Annotated in this window: 12 protein-coding genes and 1 other RNA gene; 9 read left to right on the top strand and 4 right to left on the bottom strand. The window is 44.7% G+C overall.

Annotated features, from left to right (window positions below):
- Positions 1–45 precede the first annotated feature (45 nt).
- Positions 46–957 (top strand): DUF3078 domain-containing protein, encoded by a 912-nt coding sequence (locus tag IE164_RS00320; protein ID WP_189628192.1) that lies wholly within the window; start codon positions 46–48, stop codon positions 955–957.
- A 24-nt stretch (positions 958–981) separates the two neighbouring features.
- On the opposite strand, the gene IE164_RS00315 is transcribed toward IE164_RS00320, so the two are convergent.
- From IE164_RS00315 to IE164_RS00300, 4 genes are all read right to left on the bottom strand, one after another.
- Positions 982–1,602: a DUF8439 domain-containing protein gene (locus IE164_RS00315; RefSeq protein ID WP_189628191.1), complete on the bottom strand. Its 621-nt coding sequence runs from the start codon at positions 1,600–1,602 to the stop codon at positions 982–984.
- A gap of 59 nt (positions 1,603–1,661) precedes the next feature.
- Entirely contained in the window at positions 1,662–2,777 is a 1,116-nt protein-coding gene (gene dnaX / locus IE164_RS00310) for a DNA polymerase III subunit gamma/tau (RefSeq protein WP_189628190.1), read from the bottom strand.
- 366 nt (positions 2,778–3,143) lie between these two features.
- Positions 3,144–3,512: a transfer-messenger RNA gene (ssrA, locus tag IE164_RS00305) on the bottom strand.
- Positions 3,513–3,664: 152 nt separating this feature from the next.
- Positions 3,665–5,854, bottom strand: coding sequence for a helix-turn-helix domain-containing protein (locus IE164_RS00300; RefSeq protein ID WP_189628189.1), 2,190 nt, complete (start codon positions 5,852–5,854; stop codon positions 3,665–3,667).
- A 116-nt stretch (positions 5,855–5,970) separates the two neighbouring features.
- Between IE164_RS00300 and IE164_RS00295 the strand changes: the two genes are divergently transcribed.
- The 8 genes from IE164_RS00295 (at position 5,971) to IE164_RS00260 (ending at position 13,729) form a co-directional block, all read left to right on the top strand.
- On the top strand, positions 5,971–6,189 hold the full coding sequence (locus IE164_RS00295; RefSeq protein ID WP_189628188.1) for a hypothetical protein: 219 nt from the start codon (positions 5,971–5,973) through the stop codon (positions 6,187–6,189).
- A gap of 50 nt (positions 6,190–6,239) precedes the next feature.
- Positions 6,240–6,818 (top strand): helix-turn-helix domain-containing protein, encoded by a 579-nt coding sequence (locus IE164_RS00290; protein ID WP_189628187.1) that lies wholly within the window; start codon positions 6,240–6,242, stop codon positions 6,816–6,818.
- A gap of 82 nt (positions 6,819–6,900) precedes the next feature.
- Positions 6,901–7,464, top strand: coding sequence for a helix-turn-helix domain-containing protein (locus IE164_RS00285; RefSeq protein WP_189628186.1), 564 nt, complete (start codon positions 6,901–6,903; stop codon positions 7,462–7,464).
- A 66-nt stretch (positions 7,465–7,530) separates the two neighbouring features.
- A complete protein-coding gene (locus IE164_RS00280; protein ID WP_189628185.1) occupies positions 7,531–9,792 on the top strand; it encodes a heavy metal translocating P-type ATPase in 2,262 nt (753 codons plus the stop codon).
- A 15-nt stretch (positions 9,793–9,807) separates the two neighbouring features.
- Positions 9,808–10,836 (top strand): ferredoxin--NADP reductase, encoded by a 1,029-nt coding sequence (locus tag IE164_RS00275; protein ID WP_189628184.1) that lies wholly within the window; start codon positions 9,808–9,810, stop codon positions 10,834–10,836.
- An 82-nt stretch (positions 10,837–10,918) separates the two neighbouring features.
- Entirely contained in the window at positions 10,919–11,140 is a 222-nt protein-coding gene (locus tag IE164_RS00270) for a heavy-metal-associated domain-containing protein (protein WP_189628183.1), read from the top strand.
- Positions 11,137–11,595: a DUF3347 domain-containing protein gene (locus IE164_RS00265; protein ID WP_189628182.1), complete on the top strand. Its 459-nt coding sequence runs from the start codon at positions 11,137–11,139 to the stop codon at positions 11,593–11,595. The genes IE164_RS00270 and IE164_RS00265 overlap by 4 nt, the downstream gene beginning before the upstream one ends.
- Positions 11,596–11,602: 7 nt before the next feature.
- Entirely contained in the window at positions 11,603–13,729 is a 2,127-nt protein-coding gene (locus tag IE164_RS00260) for a multicopper oxidase domain-containing protein (RefSeq protein WP_189628181.1), read from the top strand.
- Positions 13,730–13,808 lie beyond the last annotated feature (79 nt).

Raw genomic sequence — 13,808 nt, 5'->3', positions numbered from 1 at the left:
TTAGGGGTTGGATTACTCCCGTACATTTGCAGCAGAATCATAGGAATGACTCAAAAGACTATTCTATTCTTATTCCTCTTTTCAATTCAACAGGTTTGGGCACAGAACGCTTCCTCCGAGGCAGCGGCCGACTCGGTGGTGTATTGGAAAAACGGAGGCTCTTTCGCATTGAACATTCAACAAGTGGGATTGACCAACTGGGCAGCCGGTGGTGAGTCTTCTTTGGCCATTGGAGGTACCTTGGAGGGGTTTGCCAACTACGAACGCGAAGAGGTGGTATGGGAAAACAGAGCCAAGTTTGGTTACGGAGTAATTCGAAAAGGAGATAATACCAATCGCTTTGAAAAGACAGACGATGCCATTATTCTCTCCAGTAAGTACAGTCAGAAGTTTAGCCAAATGATTCTGATGTCTGCCGCCATTAATTTTAGAACCCAGATGGACGAAGGGGTTAAGCTGGAAAATGTGGCAGGCCAATCGGAGAAACGCAGAGTACTCATATCGGACTTCATGGCTCCTGGATATTTGCAGGCTTCTCTTGGTTTGACCTACAGACCGCAAGCCGGCTTATCGGCTACACTGGCCCCATTTACCGGCCGATTTACCTTTGTGCTCAACGACTCGTTATCAAGGGCCGGGTCGTTTGGAGTTATTGCCGGAGAAAAAATACGTTCGGAGGCCGGAATATCTCTCATTGGTACTTTTGAGAGAACTTTAATGAAGAATGTAGAGCTCAAAACCAATTACAACTTCTTCTCCAACTATGAAAAATTCCCCAACACGGTGGTGAATATAGAAGCTGGTTTAAACCTGAAAGTCAACGATTTTATACAGTCAAAAGTAAATACGCAGCTCATCTATGATGATGATGTAAAGGTCACACGGTCGGATGGTACCCGGGGGCGCGATGTGCAGTTGAAAAACGTGATAACGGTTGGCTTTACCTTAAAGTTTTAGCCGGAATCCCGGGGGAACCGCTGCTTAAAATTCAGGGTCTAACCCCAGTTTATCCTGAAGATCGCGCAAGGCAGGGTATTTTCGTTTGAGGTGTTCAAACTTTTCTCTATCGGTATAAAGCATTTTCTCCCGCTCCATTTCTCTTACCTCAGACCGAACAGTAATTAGGTCGTTTTCCAGTCTGTCTCTTAAAAATTGCAGAAGATCTCCTCTGAATTTCTCAAAGGTTGGTTCAAGGGCTTCATTGGCTATGGTTACGGTAATTTGCTCTCCGTTTAGAGTATAAGGCTCTTTAAGAATGAGTACTTCCTGAGTGAGCCCCATTTTCTGTCGTTGCTCTACAAAAGCCATCCATTCCCTTTGCAGAGTTGCCGCATCAAAGCTTTTCTGGCGAGTAGGTCCTGTAGGCTCCTTTTCCTTTTCCTGTATATCTTCTTTCGGCTTGCTAATCACCTTCTTGAGTGCACTCAGGTCCGTTGGAATATCCATGGTTTTGGTGCTGAGAGGCTTTCTAAGCTTTGGGCGACTAGTAGTAGGCTCGGGTTTGGCGGCTTGAGCAACCTCCGCTTTAGAGGTAGAAGGGGCCTTTTCGGCAACTGTTATCGCTTCGCTGGTGGGTGCCTGAGTGGCATTGGTCTCCGGCACTAATGGTGAAGAGGAACGATCGGGCGTTTCGTCTTGAGGTTCGGTAGCCTCAGGCTGCGTTAGGCTTTTTTTTTTGATGAATCGTCTGCAACACTCACCTCGGCCAACTGAATGGCTCTTTTTAGGTGAGCCATTTTCAAGAGAGCAAGCTCCACGTGTAAACGCTGGTTTTTACTGGCTTTGTAATGAATGTCGCATTGGTTGGCCACGTTCAGCGCGGTGAGTAAAAACGACATGGGCACTTCGTTGGCCTGGGCCTGATATTTAGCCTTTACAGTATCCGAAACCTCCAATAATTGAATGGTGGCATTGTCTTTACACACCATAAGGTCTCTGAAATGACCACTTAGTCCCACAATGAAATTATGACCGTCAAAACCTTTTTTCAAAATTTCATCAAACAGCAAGAGAGTAGCCGGGGTGTCTTCGTTAAACAACGCTTCCGTCATTCTAAAGTAGTAGTCGTAGTCCAGAATGTGAAGGTTGTCTATTGTGGCCTGATAGGTAACCTTTTTGCCATGAGAGAAGGTAACAATCAGATCGAAGAGGGAGAGGGCGTCACGCATAGCTCCATCTGCCTTTTGAGCAATCAGGTTCAGCGCTTCATCTTCTGCCTCAATGCCTTCTTTCTCAGCAATCATTTTCAGCTGACCTGAGATATCACTTACCTCAATTCTGTTGAAGTCGAAAATCTGACAACGGGAAAGTATAGTAGGAATTACTTTATGTTTCTCTGTTGTCGCCAGAATAAAAATGGCGTAAGAAGGCGGCTCTTCCAGGGTCTTCAAAAATGCATTGAAGGCCTGGTTCGAAAGCATGTGAACCTCATCTATGATGTAGACCTTGAATTTGCCCTGCTGCGGAGGATAACGCACCTGATCGATCAGGTTTCGGATATCGTCTACCGAGTTGTTGGAGGCCGCATCGAGTTCATAGATATTAAAGGAATCGTTGCCTAATAGGGGATTATCTATAGACTGTTCGTTGATGAGTCTGGCTACAATTCTGGCGCAGGTGGTTTTTCCAACCCCTCTGGGACCACAAAAGAGTAGTGCTTGAGCCAGTTGCTCATTATCAATTGCGTTTTTTAGGGTAGTAGTGATGTGCTCCTGACCCACAACTTCCTCAAAACCAACCGGTCTGTACTTCCTTGCCGAGACAACGAATTTTTCCATTGCCGCAAGATATAAATTTGAGTTACATGTTCAGAGTTCAAAGTTTAAAGTTTGAGGAAAAAGTAACAAGGAACTGCCAAGAGCCCGGAGTTTACAAAGGCGGGTTCTTTGTTTTCCATCCCGACCGAAGCAGAGGGATCTGCCCAATAAGAAGGCTTGGCCGATCTTTCGGCTGCGCTCAAGATGGGAAACTTAAAAGACCGCCTATGTCGAAGCTTCGGAGGGGAAATGTGAACCGGTGGATGGCTCATACGCACAAGCATGCCGTATATCCTCTAACGAACCATAAGGTTTCAAGCCCTCTGCCCGGGTTCTCAAAACCCTAAATCGGACAATAAAAAAGACCACAAGTGTGGCCTCTTTTTATGGTGGAGCCGGAGGGATTCGAACCCTCGTCCAGATAAGGAACACTAAGTGCCTTCTACATGCTTATTTGCTGATTAGTTTTCGAGTTTGTTAAGGACAGCAACCACCCTAATCCAAACCTTATCCGCGATTAATTTCACGCAAGTGTCGCGACATCCACTTACGCTAGTTCTGCATGATGATGTCTCATATTCCCACCCGGCAGAACGAGGGGTGAGAGAGACACATTGCTATCTAAATCTGATTAGGCAGCAAGGGCGTATTGTCTTTCGCCAATTAAAATGATGAAAGTTTTATTTAAGGGAAATACTAACAACTCCCTGCATGCTTACACTTGCATTACACCTACTGTCAATTCCAGTCGGCCCCATAAGTTTCAATTTTGCCGTTTGCAAAAGGATTACAAATGTAAGGGCTTTTTTGTTCCGTACTAATGGCTGATTGGCTTTATGATACTAAATAAGATTCCGGATATTTTTCTTTTCTTTTTTGAAGTTGGAAGGAAAATCCCAGAATGACGTTTAATCCTTAACCCTGATTCTCTTCCACTCCGTCATGGCCACTCTCACATCTCCATAAGTGTATTCATCGCCTAGTTGGCTTTTGATTTCGGTGAGGCTGGTGGTTTCTGGGGTGATGAGGCTGAGGATGTTTTTGAGCTTTTCTTCCTCAATCAGGTCAGTGGCTTTTACATCTCCTGTTTCTATGTATTTGCAGAGATGGCCTTCAATAGTGGAGGTTACAAAGCCTCTTTCCTTAGCGATTTCTTCCACAGTTTTACCCTCTTTATATAAGGCAAAGCTGATTTCAGCGGTGGGTGTTTTGTCTTTCTTCTTTTCCGTTTTGGGTATAATCAGTTCCTTCAGCACATCCTGAACATCTTGCTTAGTGAGGGTTTTGCCTTCGGCCAAAAACTGAATATACAGGCCGGCCCTTAACAAGGCCATTTGCTTGTTGAAGAGCAATTCGGAGAGTTCCTTCAATTCCTTTCTGTAGGTTTTGAGCCTGGTCTTATCCTTCAGGTTTTTGTCGTGCTCCTTTATGGCATCATAGGTCGTCATTAGAATAGGAGTGAAATAGTCCTTGGCCTTTTTAACACGTTCGGAAAGCTGTTGAATGTCTTGTTCCTGATGGATGATCGAGTAGGCTTGACTCTGAAAACTCTTGCCTACTTTTTCGAGCGGGAAGATGGGGTCTGTCAACTGATTGGTCCACTCCAGAAATTGCTGCTTGAGCGAACGGTTTTCCTGCTTATCGAAGCTGGAAATATGGCTTCGGAAACTCCTGACCACCTCCTGAAAATCGAAATGCTGGGAGATGAGCTGGAACAGGTACTTATTTCGGTCTTGCGAAAGTCTGCTTGAAAGTTCATCGAGAGAAGGCTTGGCAGCCGAAAACTCTCGCATGGAACTGGAAATATCGAAACCATCGGTCGGTATTTTGGATGAAAGTACCAGCCCGTCTAAAGAAGTTAGCCTGGAAAGGGCCACATAGACCTGACCTTGGGTAAAAGCCCCCGAAAGATCCAAAATGGCTTTTTCGAAGGTAAGTCCCTGACTTTTGTGCACAGTAACAGCCCAGGCCAGTTTGAGTGGAAAGTGAGTGAAACTTCCCAGAACTTTCTCATCAATCTCGTTGGTGTCTTTGTTCAGGGAATATCGCTTGTTCTCCCAGGTATATTGCGGAACATCTACTTCCTCTCCATTGCTGAATTTCACTTTTATAGTTCCTGAAGACAGGTGAGAAACATGACCGATTTTTCCATTGAAAAACTGGCCTTCACCGCTTGGGTCATTCTTAATGAACATGACCTGAGCTCCTTCTTTCAAGACCAACTCTTCCGGAATGGGGTAAGAATTTTCCGGAAAGTCGTTGACAATTTCTGCGTGAAAGGAATAGCTTTTGGAGTCTAAGGCCCGCAGTCGTTCGGAGTTGATATTATCAGCTTTGCGGTTGTGTGTGGTGAGGTGAATGTAGCCATCAGCTTCCGCTTCGTTCATCTCCGGCTTGTAATACTGATTCAGGAATTCAATATCTTCTCTGGTTTGTTTGTTCTCCCTAAATCGGTTGAGAATAGCAATGAACTGATCATCGCTTTGACGATAGATTTTCTCCAATTCGACATGAATTAGAGATGCCGCAGAAAGGGCCTTGGCTTCAAAAAAGTAGCTGGAGTTGTAGTAGCTCTTCAAGATGTTCCACTCATCGTCTTTTACCACAGGAGGCAGTTGAAGCAGGTCGCCAATGAAAAGAATTTGAGCTCCTCCAAAGGGCACATCCTTTCGTTTTCTCAGGTAGCGAAGCATGTGGTCTATGCAGTCGAGCAAATCGGCACGGAGCATACTTACTTCATCAATGATGAGTAGTTCCATTTCTCGAATGAGCTGCCTTTTGGAGCTATTGAACCTCAGATTAGAAAACAGATTGTACAGTGTGGTGAATTGGGTGTTCACATCAGGTGGAACCACCCTTTCGGGAATAAATGCACCAAACGGAAGTTGCAAAAGAGAATGTAGGGTAACTCCCTGCGCATTGATGGCGGCAATTCCCGTGGGAGCTGCCACAATGGTTTTCTTGTGTGTATGCTGAACGATATGTTTGAGGAAGGTGGTTTTTCCTGTTCCCGCTTTGCCTGTTAGGAATACGTGCCTATCGGTGGTATTGATGAAATCGGCTGTGAGTTTGGCTATTTCGTTCAGTTGGTAATTCATGAGATGGGTTGTGGTGCTGGTTAAAAGAATGAATTTTTGTTCAAAGCTTCAAACCAATTCCGCTATTCTATGCTTTACTTTACACAATGTCTTGCAGCAGCGGTAAATATCAGTATATGTCTCAAGATTTGGCCGAAACAGCCTTGATCGATCAACACATTTACAAAGGATTTCTTCCGCATGAAGGGCCACAGAACGTTTACGAATGTCAGGTCTGCGGTTACTGGCACCTTACCTCAAAAGCCACTGAACAGAATCCCCGGCTTGCCGAGATGATAGCGTCCGGAGAAATGAAGCGTAAGCAGGAGGCTAGCAAATGGGAGCGGGGTTTTTGAGAGGTGGTGTTTTCACAGAATAATTAGTTAACTTTTTCAGGTTTATAGGCATGAGAACACAAACATCGGTTTTTATTAAAAACATGGTCTGCAGGCGCTGCATTCTTGCAGTAGAGGCTGTTTTTGAGTCAATGTCTATAACGCCCATGTCAGTATCGTTGGGAGAAGTGAAGTTGCCTGCACCGATATCTGAAGCCGAGCTTTTGGAGCTTAACGATAAGCTGAAAAAGAAGGGGTTTGAGTTAATAGGTGATGAGAAGAGTGTACTTCTCGAAAAAGCCAAAACCCTTATCATTGAAGTAATTCATCACAAAGATGAGTTCGATCTCAAAACCAATTGGTCCGATTTTCTCTCAGAGAAGCTTGGCGTTGACTACGCGTACCTGAGCCACCTTTTCTCTACTGTTGTGGGTATTACGCTAGAGCAATATATAATCCGCCAGAAAGTGGAGAAGGTAAAGGAGCACTTGTTTTACGATGAGTTATCGGTGAAGGAAATAGCCTATAAACTTGGTTATAGCAGTGTTGCACACCTGTCGAGTCAATTCAAAAAAGTGACCGGGCTAACCCCAACGGCTTTTAAGGCTACTCACGATATTCAAAAAAGGAACCCTTTAGATCAGATCTAAATCTTGTAACACTTCCTGATTATAATGTAACAGGTGAATGTGCCGAGAAAGGGATATTTGCCTAAAGTTATTTTTTAACATCATGGATCAGGAATGCATATACATAAAAGGCATGGTGTGCAACAGGTGCATTACCACCATTCGCGACCTGCTGGAGATCCGGGGTTTTAGGGTGAATAAGGTGAGCCTTGGTCAGGTTGAGCTGGAAAAACCACTGCCTGCCGAAGGCCTGGTGACCATAAAGGAGCTTCTTAAACCTCTTGGTTTTGAGCTTTTGGAAGATCGAACTACGAGCCTCCTCAGGCAGCTCAAGGAAGCTATTAAAAGCCTGATAGAGCAAAATTCAGGGGCTTTGTCTTCCATAAAACTTTCGGAGTTCTTGTCATTGAGGTTTCATAAAAACTATGATTCGCTGGCTGAAGTATTTAGTCGCTACGAAGGAATTACTTTAGAGAGGTACTACATCGTTAGTCGGGTAGATAAAGTTAGGGAACTACTGGTTTATTCAGAGGAGACCTTGGAAGTGATAGCTTTCCGAACAGGGTTCAGCAGTCCCCAGCATCTTTCTAACCAATTCAAGAGTGTAACCGGTATCAGTCCTTCTCAATTTAGGTTGAACAGAAGGCGCATACCGGAAAACCTATAATGTTAGCCTGTAATCTTGTAAAGAAGAGGAGGGTATCACTTCCTAATTTTGAAACAAAAACTCAAAATGGAACAATCAATTAAGCAGAACACAGAGGCAAGGTTATCTGTAAATGCAAACATTGTAAAACAGACTTTTCCCGTAACCGGTATGACCTGTGCCGCCTGTGCGGTGAGTGTGGAGTCTATGCTGGCAAACACACCGGGAGTTATGAAGGCTGGGGTAAACTTTGCTACCCAAACTGCCTGGGCCGAATTCAACCCTGAGCAGGCAACTGTAGAAAATTTAAGGAGTTCTGTCCAGGAAATTGGCTACGACCTTATTGTAGATACAGAAGATGCTTCTCAGGCACAGGCCGATGAGCAAATGAGGCATTACAAAAAAATAAAGAGTCGGTTCATCTGGTCTGCATTGCTAACGGCTCCTGTTTTTGTTATCGGAATGTTTTTCATGGAATGGGAGCCGGGTAAATGGATTTCTATGCCTCTATCGGCCATTGTGCTGTTTTATATTGGCCGAAGTTTCTTTAGCACGGCATGGAAACAGGCCAAGCACGGCATGGCCAATATGGATACGCTTGTGGCTCTTAGCACATCAATAGCCTTTATATTTAGTGTATTCAATACTTTTTTCCCCGATTTCTGGCATCAACGGGGCATACACGCCCATGTATACTATGAAGCAGCAGTGGTTATCATCACCTTTATTTCTTTAGGCAAACTGCTGGAAGAAAAGGCCAAATCAAATACATCTTCAGCCATAAAGAAATTAATGGGGCTACAGCCTAAAACCGTCAAAGCCATTGTTGAAGGAGAGGAGGTAGAAATACCCATATCGGCTGTTAAAGAGGGATTTATATTGATGGTTAAACCCGGTGAGAAAATTCCGGTAGATGGTGTAGTCTCTTCCGGTCAATCCTATGTTGATGAGAGCATGATTACGGGGGAGTCTGTTCCTGTGAGCAAATCGGTTGATGCTGAAGTGTTTGCCGGCACCGTAAACCAGAAAGGTAGCTTTCAGATGGTGGCCAAAAAGGTGGGCGGAGACACCGTGCTGGCAGGAATCATCAGAATGGTTCAGGAAGCCCAGGGGAGCAAAGCGCCCGTTCAAAAGCTGGTGGATAAAATTGCGGGCATTTTTGTGCCTATTGTGATTGCCATTTCGATAATCACTTTTGTGGTGTGGATGGTTTTAGGAGGCGACAATGCCTTTACCTATGCTTTGCTGTCGTCTGTGTCGGTGTTGGTTATTGCCTGCCCTTGTGCCCTTGGGCTAGCAACTCCAACGGCCATAATGGTTGGTGTGGGCAAAGGCGCTGAAAACAATATTTTAATTAAGGATGCCGAAAGCCTTGAACTGGGGCACAAAGTAAATGCCGTGATCTTAGATAAGACAGGTACCATTACGGAAGGCAGACCCGAGGTTAATGGCTTAAAATGGCAACAGGAAAACTTCGCCCTGGCATATCAGGAGATTCTGTTGAGTTTGGAAATGCAAAGCGAGCACCCCTTGGCCGAAGCCGTAGTGGGCAAGTTGAAAGGACAAGGAGTTAAGAGTACTTCCATCGATTATTTTGAAAGTCTTACCGGCCGTGGAGTAAAAGGTGTTCATGAAGGCAAGAGCTACTTTATAGGCAATAAGAGACTCTTAGAGGAAAATAGAATTGAATTGGCTTCGGAGCTTTCCCGTCAGGCCGAAGAATGGCAGAAGACCGCCAACACGGTAGTGTATTTTGCCAATACGGATAGAGTATTGGCAATCATTTCTATAGCCGATAAAATTAAAGCCACCTCCAAAGAGGCTATTTCTACGCTTCAAAAAATGGGCATTGAGGTGTATATGCTCACAGGAGACAACCTGCAAACGGCAACCGCAGTGGCTAAAGAAGTGGGGCTGTCGCAGTTCAAAGCAGAAGTGCTGCCATCCGACAAAGCCGCATTTACCCAAAAACTGCAAGAGGAAGGTAAAATTGTGGCGATGGTGGGCGATGGCATTAATGACTCTCACGCACTGGCTCAGGCCGATGTGAGCATAGCCATGGGAAAAGGATCTGACATAGCGATGGACGTTGCAAAGATGACCTTAATAACTTCCGACCTCAACTCTATACCTAAGGCCATAAGGTTATCGCGAAGTACTGTTTCAGGAATCCGTCAAAACCTCTTTTGGGCCTTTATCTATAACCTGATTGGTATTCCTTTGGCCGCTGGGGTGCTTTTTCCGGTCAACGGATTTTTACTGGACCCTATGATTGCCGGAGCCGCAATGGCCTTTAGTTCTGTCTCGGTTGTAGCCAACAGCCTGCGTCTTAAGCGTGCCAGAATATAGCCGGAGTTAATTTTCATGAACAAGCAAATTAAAGTGCGGAGGGTGATCAGAGAGACACCCGATGCCATAACTGTGGTGCTTGAGCCAGACCCCTGGATAGACCACTATAAACCCGGGCAGTTCATTAATGTGTCTGCTCAGGTACTTGGCGAAGTAATAAGCAGGTCTTATTCCTTCTCCTCAACTCCGGGAGTCGATGACTTTCCGGCCATTACCATAAAGAGAGTGGCTAATGGTCGCCTTTCTACCCAATTGGTAGAAAACCTCAAGCCTGAAATGCTTCTGGAGACGAGTCAACCTATGGGGCGCTTTGCTTTAAAAGAAGATGCGGAGCACTCTGGTGGCTTGCTTTTTATTGCCGGGGGAAGCGGTATTACCCCTCTTTTCTCCATGATTAAGTCGGTCTTGAAAACTAAACCAGAGAAGTCAATCAAGCTGATTTATGCCAATAAGAACGAGCAGTCAATCATATTTCTGGATCAGCTTCAACGGCTGGCCAAAGAGTCATCCGGTCAGTTTGAGGTTATTCATTTACTCGAAACACTTGCTTCAGAAAACCTTTTGGGAGCAAAGAAAGGGCGAGTTAATGCAGAGGTTTTAGTAGAGGCGCTAGGTGATGTCCCATCTTTTTCGGCAGTATACCTATGCGGTCCGCAGGGAATGATGGAGAGTGCTTGTTTAAGCCTGAACGACTTGGGAGTTGATCCGTCCCAGATTTATCAAGAGTCTTTCAGTGCTTTTAACACCACCACGGCACCTATCAATGAGGGAGTCGCCAGGGTTACCATAATCAAAGAAAACGGCAGTGAGCAAATCACCATACCCAAAAATCAATTGGTGCTCAATGCGATACTCAATGCAGGAATTGAGCTTCCATACTCATGCAAGGAGGCCATGTGCGGAACCTGCAGGGTCAAATTGGTTTCTGGCAAGCTAGTGATGAACGAGAACTATGCCTTAACCGATGAAATGTTAAACAGTGGATTTGTGCTTCCATGCTCAGGTCTTGCCGTGACAGACGAACTCACCATTTCCTATCTCTAATTCTGAAATACTAGTCGGCAATCATGTAAGCTGCTGGCGCTCACTTTAAAATAATTTTACACAAAAGTTAAAAACTCAAATAATGGAAACTCTAAAATTCAATTCAACAATCAAATGTACAGGATGCTTGGCCAAAGTAACCCCATTTTTAGATGAGGTAGCCGGAGCAGACAATTGGGAGGTTGATCTAAAAAACCCCAATAAAGTACTAACAGTTAAGGCCAATGGTTTAACTGCAGATCAAATTACCAAGGCTGTTAAAGATGCTGGTTATGCCGCAGAGCAATTAAAAACTAATGCATGAAAACCTTGGCAATAATGCTATTGGCTGCCCTGAGTTGGGGCAGCCTTTTAGCACAAACCACAAGTGAGGTCTTTGGGCAGTATGTGGGCTTAAAGAACTCTTTGGTAGATGGTGATGCAAAAAAGTCGTCTGTTTCAGCTTCCGCGCTTTTGAAGTCTTTTGAGACAATGACCGTAGTGGACGACCAAAAAAGCAGGGTTTCCACCATCATGGTGTCGTTGGGTAAGATTAAGGAAGAAAAAAAACTGGAAGCACAAAGAGCAGAGTTTGCAAAGCTCTCTGAAAGCTTTTGGCAGTATCTGCAGGGAGACCAGTCCTTTAAGGAAGCTCATTACTACATCTATTGTCCTATGAAGAAGTGGTACTGGGTCAGTGAGTCTAACACGATAAGAAATCCATTTTACGGCAAACAAATGCTGTCTTGCGGAAAAGTGGAATTAACCGGAAATAATTGAAAAGAAGATGAAACGATTCTTTCTCATTATTCTAGGCACTATAACGGCCTATTGTGCGCTGGCCCAAAGAGTGGTAAAGTATGACCTTGTGGTAAGCGATACACTGGTTAATTATACAGGCAAGGCGCGCAAGGCCATTGCAATAAACGGTCAGCTGCCGGCACCAACACTGTATTTTACGGAAGGAGATACGGCTGAAATCCATGTTTACAACAAAATGCACCACGAAACATCAATTCATTGGCATGGGCTTATTCTTCCCAACGAACAAGATGGAGTGCCTTATCTTACCACCACGCCCATCAAACCAATGGGTAAGCACGTCTTCCGTTTTCCAATCGTACAATCAGGTACCTATTGGTATCATTCCCATACTATGCTCCAGGAGCAGGTAGGAATGTACGGGGCATTTATCATTCATAAAAGAGGTGAAGCTGTAGCCTCGGAATACACCATGTTGCTATCTGACTGGACGGATGAAAATCCCATTCAGGTAGAGCGATCATTGCATCAGGCGACTGATTGGTATGGAATAAAAAAAGGGGCAGTTCAAAGCTATTCAGAGGCCATTGTAGCTGGCAAAGCGGGCACTAAGCTGATGAATGAAACCAAGAGAATGCTGGCAATGGATGTGAGCGATGTCTACTACGACAAGCTTTTGGTAAACGGAAGACCATGGGACGAAGCGGAGTTTAACCCGGGAGATACCGTCAGGCTTAGGATAATCAATGGCAGTTCATCGACATATTTTTGGATAGACTATTCGGGAGGCCAATTGATAGTGGTTGCCAGCGATGGAGCAGATGTTGAACCGGTTCTGGTCGATAGGCTGATAGTGGCGGTTTCAGAAACCTATGATGTGAAAGTAGTTGTTCCTGCCGAGGGGAAGTTTGAAGTAAAAGCCACTTCTGAAGATCGAACAAATAGCACTTCACTTTGGCTGGGCAAGGGCGAAAGAATAAAAGGAGACGAGTTACCAAGGCTTCGCTACTTTGAGGGGATGTCTATGATGAATTCCATGATGACTATGGGGGGTAAAATGAACGATATGGGAATGGACATGAGCCTTCAGCAAATGGACATGAATAGTGTCATGTATCCGGAGGTAATGGATGCCACCGAGCCATTGGTAACCCTGAATTACGCCATGTTAAAGTCGCCAGTGGAAACAACGCTTCCAAAAGGAACCACCAGAGAGCTAAGGTTTGAGCTTACGGGCAATATGAACAGGTATGTATGGACCATCGATAATAAGACAGTTTCGGAAGCTGATAAAATCTTGATTCGAAAGGGGGAGAACCTAAGAATTGTGATTTACAATAACTCCATGATGAGACATCCCATGCACCTTCACGGACACTTTTTCAGGCTACTGAACGGCCAGGGTGAATACGCTCCTCTCAAAACGGTTTTAGACGTGATGCCAATGGAAACCGATACCATTGAGTTTCATGCCTCAGAAGAATATGGTGACTGGTATTTTCATTGTCATATCCTCTATCATATGATGTCCGGTATGGGCAGAATCTTTACCTATGATACTCCAAATCCCAACCCTCAATTTACCAACCCACGTAAAGCCTTAAGGAAAGTGTATAAAGACGATCGCAGGTTTTATATGGGTGGAGAAGTTGGCTTGGAAACCAACGGTAGCGATGGTGAAGTGTCCTTTTCAAATACACGCTGGAGTTTCTCTGGCGAGTGGAGGCTTGGGATCAACAATGAAAAAGGCTACGAGTCAGAAGTGCACTTTGGCCGATATGTAGGCAGTGCTCAGTTTGTAATGCCATACATAGGGTGGGACGGAAGGAGTAGAGATGCTCATGAAACTGACCAAAACTTATTTGGTCAGGAGAATACAAAGAATGAGAGAAATGTGCTTTGTGTAGGAGTTCTATATACCCTTCCCTGGTTCATAGAGTCAGACGTAAGGATAGACCATACAGGGAAGTTAAGAGTACAGTTTTTAAGAGATGATTTGCCCCTAACCCCCAGAGTAAGGTTGTGGGGTATGTGGAATACCGATTTGGAGTATGCTGTTGGAGCCTCTTACATACTGTCAAAATACTTGTCTCTTTCAACCCACTATGATAGCGACATGAAGTTTGGAGCCGGCATAAAGATCAACTACTAGTTTAGCATCAGGCAGAGCGCAACTCTGCCTGATGAATATAAAGCCTCACTTTCTCAGACCAGAAGAAGGGTAGAATATA

It is taken from the genome of Roseivirga thermotolerans (genome assembly GCF_014653175.1).
GTDB classification, from domain to species: domain Bacteria; phylum Bacteroidota; class Bacteroidia; order Cytophagales; family Cyclobacteriaceae; genus Roseivirga; species Roseivirga thermotolerans.
This window is presented reverse-complemented; position numbering and strand designations above follow the sequence as displayed.